The following is a 22,014-nucleotide window of genomic DNA, read 5'->3' as shown; positions in this document are numbered from 1 at the left end:
AAAGGACAACAGATGCAATATCAATCATTTTTAATAAAATACGCAGAAATCGGTGTAAAGGGAAAAAACCGTTTCTTATTTGAAGATGCCCTTGTGGCACACATCCGTCACGCATTAAAGAGACTGGATGGAGATTTTATCGTTTCAAAGGAATCAGGACGTATCTATGCTACAGCAGAATCAGATTATGATTATGATGAGGTGGTTGAATCATTAAGCCGCATATTCGGAATCGCAGCCATCTGCCCCATGGTTCAGGTAGAAGACAATGGCTATGAGGATTTAAAACAGCAGGCTTTATCCTATGTGGAACAGTATTATGAGGATAAGCATTTTACATTTAAAGTAAATACAAGAAGAGGAAACAAGCGTTATCCTGTGAATTCCGAACAGATCAACCGTGATTTGGGAGAAATAATTCTTCATACATTTCCGGAGACGAAGGTCGATGTTCATAAGCCAGAAGTAATGCTTCATGTGGAAGTCAGAAATAAAATTAATATATATTCCAGAATCATTCCGGGACCGGGAGGAATGCCGGTAGGCACTAACGGAAAAGCCATGCTTTTATTATCCGGCGGTATCGACAGTCCGGTGGCCGGCTATATGATTGCTAAGAGAGGCGTGAAGATTGATGCTGTTTACTTCCATGCTCCGCCCTATACAAGTGAACGGGCAAAGGAAAAGGTAATTGATCTTGCAAAGCTGGTATCCAGATACTCCGGACCGATTCATCTTCATATTGTGAATTTTACTGATATTCAGCTGTATATTTATGATAAATGCCCTCATGAGGAGCTTACCATCATCATGAGACGGTATATGATGCGGATCGCAGAGCATTTGGCAGGGGAATCAGGAGCCCAGGCACTGATTACAGGAGAAAGCATCGGACAGGTAGCTTCTCAGACCATGCAGTCACTGGCAGCCACTGATGCAGCCTGCACAATTCCAGTATTCCGCCCAGTCATTGGTTTTGACAAACAGGAGATTGTTGATGTATCGGAAAAGATCGGTACTTATGAGACTTCCGTGCTTCCGTTTGAGGACTGCTGCACCATCTTTGTTGCGAAGCATCCGGTGACGAAGCCGAGTATCAAGATGATCGAGCGGTCAGAGGAAAAACTGGAAGAAAAGATTGATGAGCTGGTTGAGACGGCCATACGCACGGTAGAAAAGATCTGGTGTTAGAAATAAAAAATGGGGTCCGGCTCCTTTTTAAAAGGACGGATCCCATTTGGTCATGATTCTTAATCCAGTTAATCTACAATATATGGAGATAAAATGTTTAAGATTTCATCGACGCTGTTCTCGGAATGAATGTTTAAATCAATGGGTTTGGATAAATCCAGACTAAAAATACCCATAATAGATTTTGCATCAATCACATATCTGCCGGAAACAAGATCAAAGTCTGTATCAAATTTTGTCAGATCATTTACGAAAGATTTTACTTTGTCGATGGAATTTAAAGATATACGAACTGTTTTCATGTGAGAAACCTCCTTGCGTGAGCTTTTATATTAATCAGGGAACCGCCCCTTTTTCACTTCAATACTACTGATTTATTGTATAAAAGTCAATGGTAATTTTACATGAAAATACTGAAAATTTAAGCATTATTTAGATAGGAGAAAATAAAATGAGAAAGGCAGCCCTGCATAACCTTGGTTGCAAGGTGAATTCATACGAAACAGAAGCGATGCAGCAGCTTTTGGAAAACGCAGGCTATGAAATTGTTCCGTTTACAGAGGGAGCAGATGTATATATTATTAATACCTGTTCTGTTACCAATATCGCAGACAGGAAATCCAGACAGATGCTTCACCGCGCAAAAAAATTAAATCCCGGCGCAGTCGTTGTTGCGGCAGGCTGTTATGTCCAGGCAGCAGGTGAAGAACTGAAAAAGGATGATGCAGTGGATCTGGTTATCGGGAATAATAAGAAGACGGATCTGATTACCATTCTGGAAGATTACTTTTCTAAGAATCAGGAAGCGGAAGACGATACTGTGATTGATATCAGCCACACAGCAGAGTATGAGAATCTTTCTATCAGCAGGATTGGAGATCATACCAGGGCATTTATAAAGGTTCAGGACGGCTGCAACCAGTTCTGCAGCTACTGTATCATTCCTTATACCAGAGGCCGGGTCAGAAGCAGAAAACCAGAGGAAGTGGTGGAAGAGATCAGACGTCTGGCGGCTCTTGGATATGAAGAAGCTGTTTTGACCGGTATCCACTTAAGTTCTTATGGAATGGATTTTCCGGCGGAGGAACGAATCAGTCTACTGGATTTAATTATAAAGGTACATGAGATTCCCCAGATCAGACGGATTCGTCTCGGCTCTTTAGAGCCCCGTATCATAACGGAAGAATTTGCAGTTACACTTGCAGGGCTAAAAAAGGTATGCCCCCATTTCCATTTGTCTCTGCAAAGCGGATGTGATACCACATTAAAGCGCATGAACCGGAAATATACCACTACAGAATATCTTGAGGGGTGTGAGCTTCTCCGCAAGGCATTTAAGAATCCTGCGATTACAACCGATATCATAGTAGGGTTTCCGGGAGAAACCAAAGAAGAGTTTGAAACGACCAGGGAATATTTAAAAAAGCTTCAGTTTTATGAAATGCATGTGTTTAAATATTCCGTCAGAAATGGAACCAGAGCAGCAGATATGCCGGATCAGATACAGGAATCAGTGAAAACGAAAAGAAGCAGTGAACTTCTCGCTTTGGAACAGGAGATGTCACTTTCTTACCGTAAATCCCATTTGGGCACACTGACCGAAGTGCTTATGGAAGAGGAATATGAAGTGGATGGAACTCGTTATATGATCGGTCATACAAGAGAATATATAAAAGCAGCAGTGCCATTTGAAGATGGTATAAAGGGTACCATGATAACAGGAACCTTATGGAAAATGCTGACCAATGATATTATAATTTTAAAACGCTGACAGACAAAATTTATTTTTATCTTGCCGAATTCATGATTATGGTTTAAAATAAGGAAGAACAGTTAAAGGACGTGAGAAACATGGGCGATATTCATAATACACAATTTTTTAAAGCAGTCCAGGAAAATAAGCTGGACGTAAGTCAGGTACTGGAACAGGTTTATATTGCCCTCACAGAGAAAGGCTATAATCCGGTTAACCAGATTGTGGGGTATATTATGTCAGGTGACCCTACCTATATCACCAGCCATAAGAATGCCAGAAGTCTGATCATGAAAGTGGAGCGGGACGAGATTCTGGAAGAATTGATGCGGGTATATATTGATACGATGTTAAAGGACTGATGTCAGATACGTCAGTCCGGTAGGTTTCAACTCTATAAGACCTTTGCAGTGCGTTACAGCTGTCAGATGAAGTGGAAAGAGGCGGAGTCTGACAGTTTGTTTTTATCCAGTTGGCTGGGACCAGCTTTATTTTGTTACACATTTTTTTGCTATATATAGCTGGAGCTTAAAAATTAAGCGCAATTCGTGCGCGTATGAAGGTGAGTAGAGAAAATATGAGAATCATGGGACTTGATTACGGCTCTAAGACTGTTGGAGTTGCTGTTTCCGACTTACTGGGTATAACCGCCCAGGGCGTGGAGACAATTACGAGAGAAGAAGAAAACAAACTGAGAAAAACCTGTGCCCGGATTGAGCAGCTTATTGGGGACTATGAGATTGAAACCATTGTTTTGGGTTATCCTAAGAATATGAATAATACAGCTGGTGACAGAGCGAAAAAAACAGAAGAATTTAAACAAATGCTTGAACGCCGGACAGGTCTTACTGTAGTTTTATGGGATGAGAGACTGACGACAGCCGCATCTGAGAGAATTTTAATGGAAAGCGGCGTAAGACGGGAAGACCGGAAAGCGGTAATTGACAAGGTTGCAGCAGGACTGATTCTGCAGGGATATCTAGACAGCTTAAAACAGGAGACAGGCAATGAACAGTGAAGAGAAGAAAATTACCCTGACCAATGACGAAGGGGAAGAGATTGCTTTTTATGTTTTAGAAGAAACCAGAATTAATGGTATGAATTATCTGCTGGTTACAGACACGGCAGATGAGGACGAAGAAGGAGAATGTTACATCTTAAAAGACTTGTCAAAACGGGATGAAGAAGATGCCCTGTATGAGTTTGTTGAGGATGATAACGAGATAGATTATTTATTTAAAATATTTTCCGAACTGCTTGACGGAGCGGATGTAGATATTGAAAAATGATGGTAAGTGATTGAGGGACTGTTGTATGGAACAGGAAGTTTTTAAAGATATGCTTCGAAAAAAAGGACTCAAGGTGACCAATCAGCGCATGCTGGTACTGGAACTCATGGCTGAGCGTCCGGGAGAACATCTGACTGCAGAGGAGATCTATGATCTGGCCAGACAGAGCTGTCCGGAGATAGGGCTTGCTACGATTTACAGGACCGTACAGGTACTGGTGGATTTATCCGTAATTGATAAGGTCAGCTTTGATGATGGATTTGCCCGCTATGAACTGGGGGGCTTTAATCGTGAGTCCGGACATCACCACCACCATGCGATTTGCAGCCGATGCGGTAAAGTATTTTCCTTTAAGGGCGACCTTTTAGATACTCTGGAACAGGCACTTCTTGATACAGAGGGGTTTATGGTAACAGATCATGAAGTGAAACTTCACGGGTACTGCAGGGAATGCCGGGAGGAAATGGAAGAACAGGACGGGAAATAATAAAACGGAGGTAAAAGATTGAAGAAACAAGATATTGACGCGAAAGTAAAAATCATTCCCTTAGGTGGAATGGAGCAGATTGGTATGAATATCACTGCTTTTGAATACGAGGACAGCATCATTGTTGTGGATTGCGGACTGGCTTTTCCCACAGATGATATGCTTGGAATCGACCTGGTTATCCCGGATGTATCCTATTTAAAACAAAATTTGGACAAAGTGAAGGGATTTGTAATCACTCATGGGCATGAGGACCATATCGGTGCACTCCCTTATATTTTAAGGGATATCAATGTACCTGTATACGGAACAAAGCTGACTATAGGTCTGATTGACAATAAGTTAAAAGAGCATAACCTTTTAAAAAATACAAAAAGAAAAGTGATCAAACATGGACAGTCCATTAACCTGGGGTGTTTCCGTATTGAATTCATAAAAACGAACCACAGCATCGCCGATGCTTCCGCCCTTGCCATATTCTCTCCGGCAGGCGTGATTTTACACACCGGTGATTTTAAGATTGATTACACACCTGTATTTGGAGAACCTGCTAATCTGGAGCGGTTTGCAGAATTAGGGAAGAAAGGTGTTCTGGCTATGCTTTGTGACAGCACCAATGCAATCAGACCGGGATTTACACCTTCTGAGAAGACCGTAGGAAAGTCTTTCGATAACATTTTTGCTGATCATAAAAACAACCGTATCATTGTAGCAACCTTTGCGTCCAATGTAGACAGAGTGCAGCAAGTTATCAATTCGGCTGCAAAATACGGACGTAAGGTTGTTGTGGAAGGCCGCAGTATGGTTAATGTAATTGGTACAGCAAGTGAACTGGGATATATTAACATACCTGAAGGGACACTGATTGATATTGATCAGCTGAAAAATTATCCGGATGAGCAGACAGTGCTCATTACTACAGGAAGTCAGGGAGAATCCATGGCTGCGCTTTCACGAATGGCAGGCAGCACCCATAAAAAGATCTCTATTAAGCCGAATGATGTGATCATTTTAAGCTCCCATCCGATACCAGGTAACGAAAAGGCGGTCTCTAAGGTAGTGAACGAACTGTCCATGAAAGGAGCCGAGGTTATTTGTGAAGATACACATGTTTCCGGGCATGCGTGCCAGGAGGAAATTAAACTGATGTATGCCCTCGTGCGTCCCAAATACGCGATTCCGGTCCATGGAGAATACCGTCACCTTATGGCTCAGAAGAAGCTGGTTGAGGCAATGGGAATACCAAAAGAGAATATCGTCATCATGTCATCAGGTGATGTGGTGGAGTTGGGACAGGAATCCTGTAAAATAGTGGATCATGTTCAGTCCGGAGGTATTCTGGTAGACGGACTTGGTGTTGGTGATGTTGGTAACATTGTATTAAGAGACAGACAGAATCTGGCTCAGAACGGTATTATTGTAGTCGTGCTCACATTAGAAAAATACTCCAATCAGCTTCTTGCTGGACCTGATATCGTATCCAGAGGATTTGTATATGTGAGAGAATCGGAAGACCTGATGGAAGAGGCAAGAACCATAGTCAATGATGCGGTACAGGATTGCCTGGAACGCAAGATCAATGACTGGGGGAAAATCAAGAATATCATCCGGGACAGTTTAAGCGATTTCCTTTGGAAGCGTATGAAGCGTAATCCCATGATTCTGCCGATTATTATGGAGGTTTAGGAGGCGAAAGGATTAGATCGTTATGAGCCGGACAACCAATGAGATAAATAAAATAACAGGAGCGATCATTGCTGTTTCCACCAGACTTATCGTTTTAGCACTGGTCGTACTGCTGGTGTATGAGGGTGTGACCAGGGGCTATGAGTTTGGGCATGATATATTTTATGCCTCCGCTGTAGAGCAGAGCCCGGGACATGATAAGAGCATTACTGTGGAAAAGGGTGCTTCGGCCGTACGGGTGGCAAAGCTTTTAAAGGGCAGCGGTTTAATCACCAATGAGTATTCCTTTATCATACAGGCGGAGTTCTTTAATTACAAGGTGAATCCGGGAGTCTATACCTTTAACACTTCCATGACCTCCAAAGAGATCCTTCAGATGATGAATGATAATACGGAGGAAAAGGAAGAGAAACAATGATTGTTAACGACAGGATAACGGAATATATTAAATCTCTGGAGACTGACCGGAGCAAACTTCTTACTGAGATCGGAACAAAAGCGAGAGAAGAAGGGGTACCTGTTATTCGGGAGGAGACTGCGGCTTTTCTGCAGACGATGACCGCAGCTGTGCAGCCGAAGGCGATTTTAGAAGTGGGAACAGCTGTTGGTTATTCCACACTTTTGATGGCAGAGGTTATGCCAGAAAATTGCCATATCACTACCATAGAAAAATATGAGAAGAGAATTCCACAAGCCAGGTCTAATATTTTAATGGCCGGAGAAACGGAACGGATCACCCTGTACGAGGGAGATGCACAGGAGGTATTAGAGGGGCTTAACGGCCCCTTTGACCTTGTCTTTTTAGATGCGGCCAAGGGTCAGTATTTAATCTGGCTTCCCAGAATTCTTGAACTTTTAAGACCGGGCGGAATGCTGATTTCAGACAATGTTCTCCAGGACGGAGATATTATTGAATCACGATATGCCGTGGAGCGGCGCAATCGTACCATTCACGGACGGATGCGGGAATATTTGTTTGAATTAAAGCATTGTGACCAGCTTATTACATCGGTGGTTCCTATTGGAGATGGAATTACCGTCAGCATTTTAAAAGAGAAATACGAGAGAGGAGTTTCATGAGAAAGACCGAACTTTTGATTCCGGCAGGCAGCCTGGAAGTGTTGAAAACCGCAGTTATTTACGGTGCAGATGCTGTTTATATCGGAGGAGAAGCCTTTGGACTGCGTGCAAAGGCAAAAAACTTCACGAATGAAGATATCCGCAAAGGGATTGCCTTTGCCCACGACCGCGGGGTAAAAGTTTATATAACAGCCAATATTCTGGCCCACAACGAAGATCTTTCCGGAGTAGAAGAATATTTTAATGAGTTAAAGGAAATCAGACCGGATGCCGTGATTATTTCCGATCCGGGGGTATTTGCCATTGCGAAACGGGTGATTCCTGATATGGAAATTCACATCAGCACCCAGGCGAACAACACAAATTATGGAACGTACCTGTTCTGGTATCAACTGGGAGCCAGACGTGTGGTATCAGCCAGAGAACTATCCCTTGCTGAAATTAAGGATATACGTGGAAAGATTCCGGATGAACTGGAGATTGAAAGCTTTATACACGGAGCCATGTGCATGTCCTATTCCGGCCGCTGTCTGCTTAGTAACTTTATGACGGGCAGAGATGCAAACCAGGGAGCCTGTACCCATCCCTGCAGATGGAAATACTCCATTGTAGAAGAAAAGCGTCCGGGTGAGTATATGCCGGTTTATGAAAATGAGCGTGGGACTTACATCTTTAATTCCAAGGATTTGTGCATGATTGAGCACATTCCGGAAATGATGGATGCAGGGATCGACAGTTTTAAGATTGAAGGACGTATGAAAACGGCTCTTTATGTGGCCACTGTGGCAAGAACTTACCGGAAAGCCATCGATGACTATAATAAAGATCCGGAGATTTATAAAGCCAATATGGACTGGTATAAGTCTGAAATCGGAAAATGTACCTACAGAGAGTTTACCACCGGCTTTTACTTTGGAAAACCAGACGCAACCACTCAGATTTATGACAACAACACCTATGTTAAGAATTACACCTATTTAGGGACAGTTGAAGCGGTTGATGAGCGAGGATATGCAAGAATCGAGCAGAAGAATAAATTTACCGTGGGAGAAACCATTGAGGTCATGAAGCCTGATGGAAGGAACCTGGAGGTTCCTGTAAAGGGTATATTTAATGAAGAGGGAGAACCGCAGGATAGTGCGCCTCATTCCAGGCAGATCCTTTTTGTCGATCTTGACGCACAGATCGAACCATTCGATATACTTCGCAGAAGCGAAATGGAATAAATGATCTTATTTTAAACACTGTCCGGCATGGCAGGTTACCCAGCCGGACAGTGTTTTTCTTTTTCCGGGGCGATGTATGGCTGTTGTAGAAACTGCCATATTGTGGTATGCTATACAATGTCTACACGGTTTATAGAAAGAAGTTATAAGAGCGGAGGCTTACGTATGATATGGTTGTTATGGCTGACAGCTGTTTTATGTGTCATTTATTATATTGTGATTGTCATTTATTCAGGCTTAACCACTTCTTTTTCCCTGATCTGGCTGTTTTTTGCAGTCATATGCATGGGATTGGCAGCAGGATGGGAAGCTTATATAAAGCATAAGGATAAGGTGCCCCTATGGCTTCCGGTTTCGGTTGTTACCATGTGCTGTACCGGTGTCCTTGTATTTGCTGTGGTGGAAATTCTGGTATTTACCGGAGTAGCTGCCCGTGATACATCAAATCTGGACTATGTGATCGTTCTGGGTGCCAGAGTCAAGGATACGGGAATCAGCAAGTCCTTAAAAAAACGCCTGGATAAGGCGGTGGAATATGTAGATAAAAACCCGGGCACTATCCTTATATTGTCCGGTGCAAAGGGTGAGGATGAACCGGTCGCTGAGGCAGTTGCCATGAGAGATTATCTAGTGTATAACGGTGTGCGGGAAGAGCAGCTTATTTTGGAGACACGTTCCCATAGCACAGTTGAGAATATTGCATACAGCCGTGTAGCCATTGAAGAGGACCAGGCCAGAAAGAAGGCCCACAGGCAGAACGGCCCGGATATTATAATTCCGGGAGCCTTTGAAGAAGTGCCGGATAAGCCCATAAGAATCGGCGTACTGACCAGCGATTTTCATGTATTCCGGGCGGAGCAGATTGCAGAAAAATGGGGAATACCTGATATTTACGGGATATCCTGCGGCTCAGATCCGGTTCTTTTTATACATTTTTGTGTCAGGGAATGCGCGGCAATATTAAAAGACAAATTAGTGGGCAATATGTAATTAATACAGTATTTCAGGAGGAAGAAATCATATATGAATCAGTTGAAAAATCTTGCAGCCTATGAGGTTGTTGAGGAGAAAGAAATTGTGGAGTTAAACGCTACAGGGTGCGTACTCCATCACAAAAAAAGCGGAGCCAGGATATTTATCATACCATGTAACGACGAGAACAAGGTATTTAACATTGGATTTCGGACTCCTCCAAAGGACAGCACGGGAGTGGCTCATATTCTGGAGCACAGTGTTTTATGCGGTTCCGACCAGTTTCCGGTCAAGGATCCGTTTGTGGAACTGGTTAAGGGTTCCCTTAACACATTTTTAAATGCCATGACATATCCGGATAAGACCGTATATCCGGTTGCCAGCTGTAACGAAAAGGATTTTCATAACCTGATGAATGTTTATATGGATGCTGTACTTCATCCAAATATCTATAAGGAAGAGAAGATCTTTATGCAGGAAGGCTGGCATTATGAGCTGGACAGCAAAGATTCCGATCTGATCTACAACGGTGTGGTTTACAATGAAATGAAGGGCGCGTTTTCCTCGCCGGAAGAGGTTCTTGACCGGTTTACCAGGAAGGTGCTTTTCCCGGATAACTGCTATGGCCAGGAATCCGGCGGAGATCCCTCCTTCATTCCAGACCTGACATATGAGGATTTTTTGAATTTCCACAGAAAATATTATCATCCTTCTAACAGCTATATCTACCTGTACGGTGATATGGATATGGAGGAGAAACTTACGTGGCTGGATAAGGATTATTTAAGCCGATATGACAAGACTGAGGTGGACTCCAGAATCGGAATGCAGAAGCCGTTTGAGAAGCCGGTGCAGGAGGAGACATACTATTCCATAACGGAAGGCGAATCAGAAGAGAATGCCACCTATCTTTCCATTAATACCGTAGTGGGAACCGGTTTGGATCCCAAACTGTATGTGGCATTCCAGATTCTTGAATATACCCTTCTGGATGCACCAGGCGCTCCCTTAAAGCAGGCGCTTATTGATGCAGGGATCGGACAGGACATTATCGGTGGGTATAACAACGGAATTCTGCAGCCATATTTTACTGTCATTGCCAAAAACGCCAACAAAGAGCAGCTGGGTGAATTCCTCGCAGTGATCAAGGGTACCCTGAGAAAACTGTCTGATGAAGGAATCAATAAAAAGAGTTTAAAAGCCGGGATGAATTATTATGAATTCCGTTATCGGGAAGCAGATTACGGTTCAGCACCGAAGGGGCTGATGTACGGTCTGCAGTGCATGGACAGCTGGCTTTATGATGGTGATCCCATGATGCATTTACAGTACCAGGCTACGTTTGATTATTTGAAGAAGGTTGTAGATGATGGATATTTTGAACAGCTGATCCGGGAATATTTACTGGATAATCCGTTCGAGGCAGTATTGACGGTCAGTCCGAAGAAGAACTTAACAGCCCAGGAAGATAAAAAAACAGCAGAAAAGCTTGCAGAATATAAAGCTTCTCTTTCAGAAGCAGAGATCAGCCGGTTGATTGAACAGACAAAAGCATTAAAGGAATATCAGGAAATCCCATCTCCACAGCAGGAGTTAGAGAAGATTCCCATGCTTTCCAGAGAGGATATAAGCAGGGAACCGGAACAGATTATCTGGGAGGAGAAGGAAGTCCATGGGATTAAGGTCATTCATCATGAGATGTTCAGTTCTGGTATCGGATATTTAAAAGTGCTATTTGACACATCGGTTCTTCCTATGGAAGATTTGCCATATGTGGGATTTTTAAAATCTCTGCTAGGATATGTGAATACGGAAAATTACACCTACGGGGATTTAACCAGTGAGATTCATTTAAACAGCGGAGGTGTCAGCTTCAGCGTAACGTCCTATCCTGATTTAAAGAATAGAGGCCAGTTTAAAGGTTATTTTATGGCAAGTGCCAGAGTACTTTATGATAAGATCGACTTTGGTTTTTCCATTCTGAATGAAATCCTGACACGTTCTCTTTTGGATGATGAGAAGCGGGTGGGAGAAGTGATCAGCGAAACAAGATCCAGAGCAAGAATGAAACTGGAGGGTGCCTGCCACTCCGCAGCAGTGACAAGAGCTACATCCTATTTTTCGCCGGCTGCTTATTTTAATGATATAACCGGCGGTATCGGATATTATGAATTTTTAGAGAAGCTGGATAAGGAGTATCCAGCCAATAAGAAAATGTTCATTGCCAGATTTCAGTCCGTGGTGAAAAAGCTTTTTACAACCGGCAATATGATAGTTAGCTATACGGCGGATGAGGAAGGTTATGCCCTTCTTCCCGATGCGATGAAAAAACTGACTGATGCTCTGCCCTCCGGAGACGGTCTGCGGATTCCGTTTCTTTATCCGTCAGGAAACAGAAATGAGGGATTTACAACGGCATCACAGGTTAACTATGTGGCAAGGTGCGGAACCTTTGCAGGCACAGGACTGAAGTATACCGGGGCATTAAAGATATTAAAAGTAATTTTAAGCTACGATTACCTTTGGATCAATTTAAGAGTCAAAGGAGGCGCATATGGCTGCATGAGCGGATTCGGCCGTTCCGGCGAGGGCTATTTCGTTTCCTACCGTGACCCTAATTTAAAAGAAACAAACCGGATCTACGAAGGTGTGGTGGAGTATTTAGAAAACTTCCAGGTAGAAGACCGGGATATGACCAAATACGTAATCGGAACCATCAGCGATATGGATGTACCGTATCCGCCGTCTACCAAAGGAAACCGGGGATTGTCTGCCTATATATCAGGTGTGACGAAAGAGATGATGATAAAGGAGCGGGAAGAGGTGTTAAATGCTTCCCAGGAAGATATCAGGAACCTGGCCTCTATCGTAAAAGCGGTATTAAGCACAAACAGTCTCTGTGTGATCGGCAATGAAGAGAAAATTACAGCGGATCATGCTCTGTTTGCAGAGACCAAGAATTTATTCCATTCATAACACAAAGGAGAAACTATATGGATCATAACTATAAATCTGGCTTCGTATCCTTAATCGGCCGCCCAAACGTGGGAAAATCTACCCTGATGAATCATTTAATCGGGCAGAAAATTGCCATAACATCAGATAAGCCACAGACTACAAGAAACAAAATTCAGACTGTATATACGGATGACAGGGGGCAGATCATATTTCTTGATACTCCTGGAATTCACAAGGCGAAAAACAAGCTTGGAGAATATATGGTGAATGTGGCAGAGCATACGTTAAAGGAAGTGGACGTAGTGCTGTGGCTGGTAGAACCCTCCACCTTTATCGGTGCCGGGGAGCAGCATATCGCAGAGCAGTTAAACCAGGTAAAAACACCGGTTATTCTGGTCATCAATAAGATCGATACGGTGAAGAACCAGGAAGAGATTCTTACGTTCATAAACGCCTATAAGGATATCTGTAAGTTTGCGGAGATTGTTCCTGTTTCCGCATTGAAGGATAAAAATACGGATTTAATGCTGGAGCTGATATATAAGTATCTTCCGGAAGGTCCCCAGTATTATGATGAAGATACGGTAACAGATCAGCCCATGCGCCAGATTTCTGCAGAGCTGATCCGGGAAAAGGCACTTCGTCTGTTAAACGATGAGATCCCTCACGGAATAGCCGTAACAGTAGAAAAGATGAAGGAACGGGACAACGGAATCATGGATATTGAAGCAAACATTGTCTGTGAGAGGGAATCCCACAAGGGAATCATCATCGGAAAAGGCGGTTCCATGTTAAAGAAGATCGGAAGTGCGGCACGCCGGGAAATTGAAAGCCAGCTGGAGATGAAAGTGAATTTACAGCTATGGGTGAAGGTCCGCAAAGAATGGCGTGACAGTGAATTGTATATGAAAAATTATGGGTATAGCCAGAAGGATATTTAAAAGTGGTGGTTAACATTGAGGGAAACAGAAAAACTGACGGGGATGGTAATCAAGGTATCTCCGGTAGGAGAGATGGATAAACGTCTTGTGATACTGACCAGGGAAAGAGGAAAGGTCACCGCATTTGCCAGAGGAGCGAGGAGACCCGGCAATCCGTTTATGGCGGTGGCCAGGCCCTTCGCCTTTGGTCAGTTTTCCCTATATGCCGGCAGGGATTCCTATACGCTCCAGTCTGCGGAAATCTCCAATTATTTTGATGAGCTGGCAGCAGATATGGAATGCACCTGCTATGGCTCCTACTTTCTGGAATTTGCCGATTACTATTCCAGGGAGAATATCGACGGGACCGGATTCTTAAAGCTTTTATACCAGTCAGTAAGAGCTCTTTTAAAGCCTGCCCTAAATAATCAGCTGGTACAGCGGATATTCGAACTTAAGTCCATGGTATTGAACGGAGAATATACGGAGCAGCCCCCCCGGCAGGTCAGTGATTCGGCAAACTATGCCTGGGAGTATGTGATTGCTTCTCCCATGGAGCATTTATATACCTTTACCCTGACGGAACCGGTACTTTTGGAATTCTCCCGGTGTGTGGAAATCAATAAAAAACGGTATGTAGACCGGGAGTTTCATTCTCTGGAGATTTTGCAGACTATGATGGGGAGTAAAGTATTGAAATGACAGGCAGCATTTGATATAATGCTCTCATATGTGCCAATGCAGGAGGAATTTGGATGAAAAAATTAAAAGCGGTTCTGGCGGCTGTGCTGGCAGCAGGTATGATGACAGGCTGTCTTGGAATTGGCGGCAGCAGTACCCTGAATACAGAGAGCAGCAGAATCTTTGTAACAGAAGAAGGAACTTTTCAGACTGCAACGGTGGAATCTTATGCGCAGCAGGATTATTACAGCGCAGATGAACTGAAATCATTTCTGGAAGAGGCAGTTTCTAAGTATAACGGGGAAAACGGTCAAAACCAGGTAACCTTAGATTCCTGTACTCTGGATAGCGGAACAGCCAGGATGATGTTTCATTATGCTTCCCCGGACGCACTGATTGGATTTACAACACAGTATGAGGATAAGGCAAACCAGGTGGAATCCATTGCAGTCAGCAGACTGTCTGATGTTTATGATCAGAGCGAATCAGAGGGAACGGCTTTTATAAAAGCTTCAGACGGGAAAAAAGCAGACAGGAAAGCATTGTCAAAAAGAGGAGAGAACCAGGCGATAGTAGTGACGTCGGAAAATCCGGTAACCATACAGACCCAGGGTAGGCTGCTGTTTGTCTCTGACAATGTGGTAATAAAAGATAAACATACAGTACAGACAACAAAGGGAAAAAGCTACATTATTTATAAATAAGAGAGGTTAAGATCATGGAAAAGACAATGGAAAAGATAGTGGGACTGGCAAAGTCAAGAGGATTCGTATATCCGGGCTCAGAAATTTACGGAGGTCTTGCAAATACCTGGGATTACGGCAATCTGGGAGTAGAATTAAAGAATAACGTTAAGAAAGCCTGGTGGCAGAAGTTTATCCAGGAAAGTCCCTATAACGTAGGAGTGGACTGTGCAATCCTGATGAATTCCCAGACCTGGATCGCTTCCGGCCATTTAGGCGGATTTTCCGACCCCCTTATGGATTGTAAGGCATGTAAGGAGCGTTTCCGTGCAGATAAGCTGATCGAAGATTACATGAGTGAACATGGAATTACTATCGAAGGTTCCGTAGACGCATGGTCTCAGGAAGAGATGAAAACATACATCGATGAGAAAAACATCTGCTGCCCAAGCTGCAAAAAACATGACTTTACCGATATTCGTCAGTTCAACTTAATGTTCAAGACTTTTCAGGGAGTTACCGAGGATGCGAAGAACACGGTTTATTTAAGACCAGAGACAGCACAGGGTATCTTTGTAAACTTTAAGAATGTCCAGAGAACTTCCCGTAAGAAAATCCCATTTGGAATCGGACAGATTGGTAAGTCCTTCCGTAATGAGATTACACCTGGAAACTTTACCTTCCGTACCAGAGAATTTGAACAGATGGAGCTGGAGTTCTTCTGTGAACCGGATACCGATTTAGAGTGGTTTGCTTATTGGAAAGAGTTCTGCATCAGCTGGTTAAAGAACTTAGGCATCAAAGATGATGAAATGCGTGTCAGAGATCATGAAAAGGAAGAACTTTCCTTCTATAGCAAGGCAACCTCTGATATAGAATTTTTATTCCCCTTCGGCTGGGGGGAATTATGGGGAATTGCTGACAGAACCGATTATGACTTGACCCAGCACCAGAATACCTCTGGTCAGGACTTGACTTATTTTGACGACGAGAAAAAGGAACGTTATATTCCATACGTAATAGAACCGTCTCTGGGAGCTGACCGCGTGACACTTGCCTTCCTATGCGCTGCTTACGATGAGGAAGAGATTGCAGAAGGCGATGTGCGTACAGTTCTCCATTTCCATCCGGCAATTGCTCCGGTTAAGATTGGGGTCCTTCCATTGTCCAAGAAATTAAATGAAGGTGCAGAGAAAGTATTTGACGAGCTGCGCAGATACTATAACTGTGAATTTGATGACAGGGGAAATATTGGAAAACGTTACAGAAGACAGGATGAGATCGGTACACCATTCTGTATTACCTATGACTTTGATTCAGAAGAAGATCACGCAGTCACCGTCCGTGACCGTGATACCATGGATCAGGTCAGAGTTCCTATTGCAGAACTTAAGAGCTATTTCGAAGATAAATTCTGTTTTTAATAACTGAAGATCAGGGTGCAGGTAAGGGGCTGATGCCTTTTCCTGCACCTTTTGAATTTACTTTTCCATATCAGATTCTCGTTTGGTCCAGTGCACGGTTTCCGGCTGATGGACAACCGGAGCGTAGATACAATAGAGTTTCAGAGGACGGTCTCCGGTATTAATCAGATTATGCCAGGTACTGGCAGGAATTAAAACCGCACAGCCATTGTCCAGTGAGTGGGAGTAAAAAAGATTATATGGACTGTCTCCCATATAAATAATTCCATCACCGTCTATCACACACAAATACTGATCCTCATTGGGATGAATCTCCGCACCAATTTCATAATCCACAGGAATACTCATTAAAGTAAGCTGCATATGTTCTCCGGTCCATCTTGTTGTCCGGAAGGAGGGATTTCTTAATGTTTCATCGCGGATATTAAGAATGAGAGGAAAAGGACCGTAATCAGTCACATCCCAGGAATTATAGGAGCGGTTGTGGCAGATGACATTGCAAAAGGAATCACAGTCAGACATTATGAGATCACTCTTTTCGTATTCTGTATTGTATTATATGGCAGTATTTTTTTATCAGTGACTCTAAAAGGAAAACATAAATGCCGCAGGCGGAAATCCAGTTGGATCCCGGTCCTGCGGCATATTCGTTATCTCTGTCCTTTGTCGTAAGGAATTCCTTCCGCTTTTGGAGCCTGGGAATTCTTTGAGGTAAAGACCAGTACAATTAATGTAATGATATAAGGTATCATTTTGTAGAAGTAGCTTGGAATCCCCAGAGCGCTTAATAGAGGAATTCCGGAATAGGAGGAAGCGATCGCCTTCATCAGTCCGAAGAAAAGAGAGCACAGCATAATATTCACCGGTTTCCACTGACCGAAGATTAATACCGCCAAAGCCAGGAAACCGTATCCTGCTACATCAGCATTAAAGTTGGTGGAAGTGGGAACAACAAATACCAGGCCTCCCAGACCGCCTAACGCTCCTGAAATCATAACGCCCGCATACTGCATACGGTAAACGTTAATTCCTGCGGAATCTGCTGCCTGAGGATGTTCCCCGCATGCACGAAGTCTTAAACCGAATCGGGTCCGGTACAGAACGACTGCAGATAAAAGAAAGATGATGATACCAACGTATGTGGTAATATAGGTATTCTGAAATAAAAGTGGTCCGATAAAAGGGATACTTCCTAAAACCGGGACTGAGACAATGCGGAAGGTGTTGTTAAACGGAACCTGCTGTACCCCCTGAATGACACGGGCTACAAAGATTGCAAAAGCAGGAGCGAACATGTTTAAGGCAGTACCGCTGATTACCTGGTTTGATTTCATATTGATGGAGGCGTAAGCATGGAACAGAGAGAATATCATTCCCGTTCCCATGGAAATTAAGATGGCGGCAGTCAGCTGAAGCTGGCCGCTCATGTTATTCCCGGTTAAATTTAAAAACAGAATTCCAGTAAAAGCGCCCATGGTCATAATACCTTCCAGCGCGATATTGATAATACCGCTGCGTTCCGAAAACATGGCTCCAAGGGCAACGATCATGAGAGGAATCATGAAATACATGGTCTGCTGAAAAATGAAATAAATAACACTCATGATTTCGTGCCTCCTTTCTCCGTTTCGTTTGAGTTTGTATTTTTCTGGCTCACTAACTTTGACATAATAATCTTAACCATCAGGGCAAAAGCACTGAAGTAAATGATAACTGCAACGATTATATCAATAATTTCCGTTGAAAATTCAAACAACTGTAAATAAAAGCCGCCTGCTGTCAGATATGCAATAAAAATACCGGAGAACAGAACCCCTATGGGATTATTCAGACCAAGGAGTGCGACGGAAATACCAGTAAAGCCTTCCGAAGGAAGCACATCTTTAATTTCAATATGTTTTCCTGTACCTGCAAGAAACAGAAGTCCGCCTGCAAGACCTGCAATGGCTCCTGCAATCACCATGGAAAGTATAATGCTTCTTTTTTCATTAATACCGGCATATTTGCTGGCATCCCGGTTAAAGCCTACAGCCTTTAATTCGTAGCCGAATGTGGTTTTATTTAAAACAACCCAGATGAGAATGACAACCAGTATGGCGATTATAATTCCGCCGTTGACACTGGAGCCCTGGAAAATCTTATCCAGACCCATCTTTGGAATATTGGCAGTAGCAGCCACGTTCTTTGATTCATTCCGCAGATTGTTAAACAGCGGTTTGTAGCTTTTGGTAATCCAGTTTACCAGATACATACCGATATAATTCATCATAATAGAGGCAATTACTTCATTCACGTTGTAGTAAGCCTTTAAAATTCCAGGTACCAGTCCCCACAATGCGCCCAGAATCACACTTGCAGCAAGGGCTGCTATCCAGTGAACCGGCCCCAGTGAGGTCCAGAGAATGCCCACGTATACGGCTCCAAAGCCTCCCATGATAAACTGACCGGGAGTACCGATGTTAAAGAGACCGGTTTTAAATGCGAATCCTACGGAAAGACCGGTGAGAATAATCGGGGTCGCATAATAAAATACCTGGCCGATCCCCTTTGAACCGTGGGTAAAGGCTCCTGTTAATATGGTAGCAAACCCCGGAAGCGCCTGCTCTCTGTTACACAGAAACAGGATAATCAGTCCCACAATCAGACCCAGAATAATGGCGAAAACGGAAGAGACGATACCTGTATGATCTTTGATCTGTTTCGGTTTCATTGTCTGCCACCTTCTTTCTTAGCGCCTGCCATATAAAGACCTAATTCCTGAACTGTAATGTTCTGCGGATCTAAGTCGGCTACAATGCCTCCTTCATACATGACTAAAATACGGTCGCTTAAATTCATAACTTCATCCAATTCAAGTGATACCAGTAAGATTGCGGCACCTGCATCACGCTGCTTTACCAGCTGGTTGTGAATGTATTCAATGGCGCCAACATCCAGTCCTCTGGTAGGCTGTACTGCAAGAAGAATGTCCGGTGCCTTTGAGATCTCCCTGGCAACGATTGCCTTTTGCTGATTGCCGCCGGACATGCTGCGCGTAGTGGTAAAGGTCCCCTCACTGCTTCGGATATCATAATTTTCAATCAGCTTCTGTGCGTAATCAAAGATCTGGTCATTCTTTAAAAATGAACCGCTCTGGAATTCCTTATCGAAGTACTGCTGGAGAACCAGATTGTATGCCAGGTTGTATTCCAGTACCAGACCATGTTTGTGGCGGTCCTCCGGTATGTGGGAGAGTCCATGGGTGTTTTTATACCGGATACTTTTTTTTGTCATATCTTCTCCGTTTATTAAAACAGAACCGGAATTTGGATCGGATAGGCCGGTGATTGCATGGATCAGTTCTGTCTGCCCGTTGCCGTCGATTCCGGCAATACAGACGATTTCACCTCTTCTTACCTGAAAGGAGACATCATGAACCAGCTTTTTGGTCTGTCCTTCCCGTTTCGCTTCTACGGATAAGCCGTTTACCTCTAAAACTACTTCGCCAGGCTCAGATGCTTTTTTCTGAATGGTTAAATTGACCTTACGGCCCACCATCATCTCTGACATCTCTTCCCTGGAGGTATCTGCCACATCTACAGTTCCAATATATTTACCGCGGCGCAGAACGGAACAGCGGTCTGCAACCGCCTTGATTTCATTGAGCTTATGAGTGATGAACAGAATGGATTTTCCTTCCTTTACAAGATCCCGCATGATCTGCATCAGTTCATCGATTTCCTGAGGAGTCAAAACTGCCGTAGGTTCATCAAATATCATGATTTCATTGTCACGGTACAGCATTTTTAAGATCTCAACCCTTTGCTGCATACCAACAGTAATATCAGAAATCAATGCATCCGGATCCACAAACAGTTTGTACTGTTCGCTTAATTCCATAACTTTTTTTCGGGAATCATCCATTTTTAAAAATCCATGTCTGGTTGTTTCCATACCAAGTACGATATTTTGTAAAACTGTGAAATTCTCTACCAGCTTAAAATGCTGGTGCACCATGCCGATACCAAGTGCATTGGCATCCAGCGGACCTGTGATTTTTTCTTCGTTACCACGAACCCGTATCGTACCTTTTTCAGGCTGGTATAATCCGAATAAAACGCTCATGAGAGTGGATTTTCCTGCTCCGTTTTCTCCGAGGAGGGCATGTATCTCGCCTTTTTTCAGCTGAAGTGTAATGTCATCATTGGCAATGATACCGGGAAATTCTTTTGTGATATGAAGCATCTCAATAATGTAGTCCATAAAATCCCCCTTACTTCGGTACCTATCTCTGGGACCCGGTACCAGGTTAATAAAGTTCTGAATCAAAAAGAAGATGCCGTAAGAGACCAGATCTGATATGACTGGTGAATCAAACGGCATCTCCTTTCCTTGTTATGTCCCCGAAGAGTTACCTCTTCGGATTATTCTACAAAGTTAATTTTTGTTTTTTCAAGCTTTAAGTCTTTGGTTGGATCGTTATTATCCTCAGACGGCTGTACCAGGGTTACCTTGCCATCCTTTAATTCACCGAGAATTTTTGAGTAATCATCTTTGGTAAATTTGGTAAATTTGGAAGTTTCCATAGGAAGACCAATTCCATCATTCTTAGCTGAGAAGACACTTGTCTCGCCGCCTGGGAACTTGTTGTCATAGAAATCTTTCACACCATCGTATACAGAAACGGAAAGCTGTTTCATGGCAGATGTGATGACTGTATCGGATTCAAAGCTCTGGTCTACGTCAACACCGATTACTTTTTTGCCCTTTTCCTGAGCAGCAGCCATAACAGAGTTACCTACAGCACCACCGCAGCCAAAGATAACTTCTGTTCCGTTCTGATACCAGGAGGCAGCCATGGACTGTGCTTCCGGAGTAGCAGCGAAAGCACCGGTATAGTTGTACATAATTTCAACGTTATCAATGCCCATTTCTTTCGCAGCGTAGTCTGCACCTTCAGCAAATCCGTAACCATAACGGATTACTGCAGGAACTGCCATACCGCCTAAGAAGCCAAGCTTTGTATTGCCGTCTTTTACTGCAGCATAACCGGCTAAGAAACCGGGCTCGTCCTCCTGGAACAGGATAGGCATAACATTGGATTCTGTCCTATATTCAGAATAATCTGCGTTGTGTGGAACTCCGTCAAGAAGAATGAAGTGTACATCCTTATACTGATCCTGTGCAAGGAATACCGGCTCTTCAAATAAGTAGCCAGGGCATACAACTAATTTGGCACCGCCTTCAATCGCAAGGCCAATGGTTTCTAAATAAGAATCTGTGGTACCCTCCTGAGGCTGATAGTACTTGTAGGAAATCTTGTTCTCCTCTGCGTACTTTTTCATACCTTCCCACGCACCCTGGTTAAATGATTTGTCATCAATAGTACCAAGGTCGGTAACCAGCGCCAGTTCATATCCGTCTGATGAATCAGACTTTACAGAAGTTGCACCTGTGGTTTCTGCAGTTTTTTCTGCTGCAGTGGTGGTTTCTGCGGAAGAGGCTGCTGTTGTGGCGGTTCCGGAGTTGGAAGAACCACATGCGCTGAGTGTTGCAGCCATCATGACTGCCATAGCTAATGCGAGAGCTCTTTTCTTCATAATTCTATTTTTCCTCCTGTTATTAATAGATTTTCAGAGATACCTTTAATGTATCATATTTTGGCAATGGAAACAATCTTAATCG

The 22,014-nt window shown here is 43.4% G+C and carries 22 protein-coding genes; 16 read left to right on the top strand and 6 right to left on the bottom strand.

Going from position 1 to position 22,014, the window contains the following annotated elements:
- The first annotated feature begins 12 nt into the window (after nt 1–12).
- On the top strand, nt 13–1,191 hold the full coding sequence (gene thiI / locus CRO04_RS17640; RefSeq protein ID WP_097005558.1) for a tRNA uracil 4-sulfurtransferase ThiI: 1,179 nt from the start codon (nt 13–15) through the stop codon (nt 1,189–1,191).
- Nucleotides 1,192–1,259: 68 nt separating this feature from the next.
- Here the strand turns inward: thiI and CRO04_RS17635 are convergent, their stop codons facing one another.
- The gene (locus CRO04_RS17635) at nt 1,260–1,493 is read right to left on the bottom strand and encodes a PTS sugar transporter (RefSeq protein ID WP_097005557.1); all 234 of its coding nucleotides are present in this window, start codon (nt 1,491–1,493) and stop codon (nt 1,260–1,262) included.
- Nucleotides 1,494–1,642: 149 nt separating this feature from the next.
- Between CRO04_RS17635 and mtaB the strand changes: the two genes are divergently transcribed.
- From mtaB to CRO04_RS17560, 15 genes are all read left to right on the top strand, one after another.
- Nucleotides 1,643–2,962, top strand: coding sequence for a tRNA (N(6)-L-threonylcarbamoyladenosine(37)-C(2))-methylthiotransferase MtaB (mtaB, locus tag CRO04_RS17630; RefSeq protein WP_097005556.1), 1,320 nt, complete (start codon nt 1,643–1,645; stop codon nt 2,960–2,962).
- Nucleotides 2,963–3,042: 80 nt separating this feature from the next.
- Complete coding sequence (locus CRO04_RS17625; protein ID WP_097005555.1) at nt 3,043–3,306, top strand: IreB family regulatory phosphoprotein; 264 nt, start codon at nt 3,043–3,045, stop codon at nt 3,304–3,306.
- Between the two features lie 215 nt (nt 3,307–3,521).
- Nucleotides 3,522–3,962, top strand: a complete 441-nt coding sequence (gene ruvX, locus CRO04_RS17620; protein ID WP_097005554.1) for a Holliday junction resolvase RuvX — start codon at nt 3,522–3,524, stop codon at nt 3,960–3,962.
- On the top strand, nt 3,952–4,233 hold the full coding sequence (locus CRO04_RS17615; RefSeq protein ID WP_097005553.1) for a DUF1292 domain-containing protein: 282 nt from the start codon (nt 3,952–3,954) through the stop codon (nt 4,231–4,233). Before ruvX ends, CRO04_RS17615 begins: the two co-directional genes overlap by 11 nt.
- A 25-nt stretch (nt 4,234–4,258) precedes the next feature.
- Nucleotides 4,259–4,720: a Fur family transcriptional regulator gene (locus CRO04_RS17610; protein WP_097005552.1), complete on the top strand. Its 462-nt coding sequence runs from the start codon at nt 4,259–4,261 to the stop codon at nt 4,718–4,720.
- A gap of 18 nt (nt 4,721–4,738) precedes the next feature.
- Nucleotides 4,739–6,406, top strand: a complete 1,668-nt coding sequence (locus CRO04_RS17605; RefSeq protein ID WP_097005551.1) for a ribonuclease J — start codon at nt 4,739–4,741, stop codon at nt 6,404–6,406.
- 22 nt (nt 6,407–6,428) lie between these two features.
- The gene (locus CRO04_RS17600; RefSeq protein WP_097005550.1) at nt 6,429–6,824 is read left to right on the top strand and encodes an endolytic transglycosylase MltG; all 396 of its coding nucleotides are present in this window, start codon (nt 6,429–6,431) and stop codon (nt 6,822–6,824) included.
- Complete coding sequence (locus CRO04_RS17595; protein ID WP_097005549.1) at nt 6,821–7,486, top strand: O-methyltransferase; 666 nt, start codon at nt 6,821–6,823, stop codon at nt 7,484–7,486. The genes CRO04_RS17600 and CRO04_RS17595 overlap by 4 nt, the downstream gene beginning before the upstream one ends.
- Nucleotides 7,483–8,712 (top strand): peptidase U32 family protein, encoded by a 1,230-nt coding sequence (locus tag CRO04_RS17590; RefSeq protein WP_097005548.1) that lies wholly within the window; start codon nt 7,483–7,485, stop codon nt 8,710–8,712. The genes CRO04_RS17595 and CRO04_RS17590 overlap by 4 nt, the downstream gene beginning before the upstream one ends.
- Before the next feature lie 165 nt (nt 8,713–8,877).
- Entirely contained in the window at nt 8,878–9,702 is an 825-nt protein-coding gene (locus tag CRO04_RS17585) for a YdcF family protein (RefSeq protein ID WP_097005547.1), read from the top strand.
- Nucleotides 9,703–9,735: 33 nt separating this feature from the next.
- Complete coding sequence (locus CRO04_RS17580) at nt 9,736–12,660, top strand: insulinase family protein (protein WP_097005546.1); 2,925 nt, start codon at nt 9,736–9,738, stop codon at nt 12,658–12,660.
- A 17-nt stretch (nt 12,661–12,677) separates the two neighbouring features.
- The gene (gene era / locus CRO04_RS17575) at nt 12,678–13,583 is read left to right on the top strand and encodes a GTPase Era (protein WP_097005545.1); all 906 of its coding nucleotides are present in this window, start codon (nt 12,678–12,680) and stop codon (nt 13,581–13,583) included.
- 15 nt (nt 13,584–13,598) lie between these two features.
- The gene (gene recO / locus CRO04_RS17570) at nt 13,599–14,264 is read left to right on the top strand and encodes a DNA repair protein RecO (RefSeq protein WP_097005544.1); all 666 of its coding nucleotides are present in this window, start codon (nt 13,599–13,601) and stop codon (nt 14,262–14,264) included.
- 53 nt (nt 14,265–14,317) lie between these two features.
- Nucleotides 14,318–14,947, top strand: coding sequence for a hypothetical protein (locus tag CRO04_RS17565; protein WP_097005543.1), 630 nt, complete (start codon nt 14,318–14,320; stop codon nt 14,945–14,947).
- Between the two features lie 14 nt (nt 14,948–14,961).
- Nucleotides 14,962–16,350: a glycine--tRNA ligase gene (locus CRO04_RS17560; RefSeq protein WP_097005542.1), complete on the top strand. Its 1,389-nt coding sequence runs from the start codon at nt 14,962–14,964 to the stop codon at nt 16,348–16,350.
- 57 nt (nt 16,351–16,407) lie between these two features.
- Here CRO04_RS17560 and CRO04_RS17555 read toward each other — a convergent pair whose 3' ends face one another.
- The 5 genes from CRO04_RS17555 to CRO04_RS17535 form a co-directional block, all read right to left on the bottom strand.
- Entirely contained in the window at nt 16,408–16,872 is a 465-nt protein-coding gene (locus tag CRO04_RS17555) for a cupin domain-containing protein (protein WP_097005541.1), read from the bottom strand.
- A 128-nt stretch (nt 16,873–17,000) separates the two neighbouring features.
- Nucleotides 17,001–17,954: an ABC transporter permease gene (locus CRO04_RS17550; RefSeq protein WP_097005540.1), complete on the bottom strand. Its 954-nt coding sequence runs from the start codon at nt 17,952–17,954 to the stop codon at nt 17,001–17,003.
- The gene (locus CRO04_RS17545; protein ID WP_097005539.1) at nt 17,951–19,060 is read right to left on the bottom strand and encodes an ABC transporter permease; all 1,110 of its coding nucleotides are present in this window, start codon (nt 19,058–19,060) and stop codon (nt 17,951–17,953) included. Before CRO04_RS17545 ends, CRO04_RS17550 begins: the two co-directional genes overlap by 4 nt.
- The gene (locus CRO04_RS17540) at nt 19,057–20,592 is read right to left on the bottom strand and encodes an ABC transporter ATP-binding protein (RefSeq protein WP_097005631.1); all 1,536 of its coding nucleotides are present in this window, start codon (nt 20,590–20,592) and stop codon (nt 19,057–19,059) included. The genes CRO04_RS17545 and CRO04_RS17540 overlap by 4 nt, the downstream gene beginning before the upstream one ends.
- 161 nt (nt 20,593–20,753) lie before the next feature.
- Nucleotides 20,754–21,929, bottom strand: a complete 1,176-nt coding sequence (locus CRO04_RS17535; RefSeq protein WP_097005538.1) for a BMP family lipoprotein — start codon at nt 21,927–21,929, stop codon at nt 20,754–20,756.
- Nucleotides 21,930–22,014: the final 85 nt, after the last annotated feature.

Source organism: Lacrimispora amygdalina (assembly GCF_900205965.1).
Lineage (GTDB): Bacteria > Bacillota > Clostridia > Lachnospirales > Lachnospiraceae > Lacrimispora > Lacrimispora amygdalina_A.
This window is presented reverse-complemented; position numbering and strand designations above follow the sequence as displayed.

Coding starts and splice junctions, on each gene's coding strand:
- ruvX (WP_097005554.1), top strand. CDS start 3,522: ATGAGAATCATGGGACTTGATTACGGCTCTAAGACTGTTGGAGTTGCT.
- CRO04_RS17610 (WP_097005552.1), top strand. CDS start 4,259: ATGGAACAGGAAGTTTTTAAAGATATGCTTCGAAAAAAAGGACTCAAG.
- CRO04_RS17625 (WP_097005555.1), top strand. CDS start 3,043: ATGGGCGATATTCATAATACACAATTTTTTAAAGCAGTCCAGGAAAAT.
- CRO04_RS17535 (WP_097005538.1), bottom strand. CDS start 21,929: ATGAAGAAAAGAGCTCTCGCATTAGCTATGGCAGTCATGATGGCTGCA.
- CRO04_RS17595 (WP_097005549.1), top strand. CDS start 6,821: ATGATTGTTAACGACAGGATAACGGAATATATTAAATCTCTGGAGACT.
- CRO04_RS17565 (WP_097005543.1), top strand. CDS start 14,318: ATGAAAAAATTAAAAGCGGTTCTGGCGGCTGTGCTGGCAGCAGGTATG.
- CRO04_RS17585 (WP_097005547.1), top strand. CDS start 8,878: ATGATATGGTTGTTATGGCTGACAGCTGTTTTATGTGTCATTTATTAT.
- CRO04_RS17550 (WP_097005540.1), bottom strand. CDS start 17,954: ATGAGTGTTATTTATTTCATTTTTCAGCAGACCATGTATTTCATGATT.
- era (WP_097005545.1), top strand. CDS start 12,678: ATGGATCATAACTATAAATCTGGCTTCGTATCCTTAATCGGCCGCCCA.
- CRO04_RS17590 (WP_097005548.1), top strand. CDS start 7,483: ATGAGAAAGACCGAACTTTTGATTCCGGCAGGCAGCCTGGAAGTGTTG.
- CRO04_RS17615 (WP_097005553.1), top strand. CDS start 3,952: ATGAACAGTGAAGAGAAGAAAATTACCCTGACCAATGACGAAGGGGAA.
- CRO04_RS17540 (WP_097005631.1), bottom strand. CDS start 20,592: ATGGACTACATTATTGAGATGCTTCATATCACAAAAGAATTTCCCGGT.
- CRO04_RS17560 (WP_097005542.1), top strand. CDS start 14,962: ATGGAAAAGACAATGGAAAAGATAGTGGGACTGGCAAAGTCAAGAGGA.
- thiI (WP_097005558.1), top strand. CDS start 13: ATGCAATATCAATCATTTTTAATAAAATACGCAGAAATCGGTGTAAAG.
- mtaB (WP_097005556.1), top strand. CDS start 1,643: ATGAGAAAGGCAGCCCTGCATAACCTTGGTTGCAAGGTGAATTCATAC.
- CRO04_RS17600 (WP_097005550.1), top strand. CDS start 6,429: ATGAGCCGGACAACCAATGAGATAAATAAAATAACAGGAGCGATCATT.
- CRO04_RS17555 (WP_097005541.1), bottom strand. CDS start 16,872: ATGTCTGACTGTGATTCCTTTTGCAATGTCATCTGCCACAACCGCTCC.
- CRO04_RS17545 (WP_097005539.1), bottom strand. CDS start 19,060: ATGAAACCGAAACAGATCAAAGATCATACAGGTATCGTCTCTTCCGTT.
- CRO04_RS17635 (WP_097005557.1), bottom strand. CDS start 1,493: ATGAAAACAGTTCGTATATCTTTAAATTCCATCGACAAAGTAAAATCT.
- CRO04_RS17580 (WP_097005546.1), top strand. CDS start 9,736: ATGAATCAGTTGAAAAATCTTGCAGCCTATGAGGTTGTTGAGGAGAAA.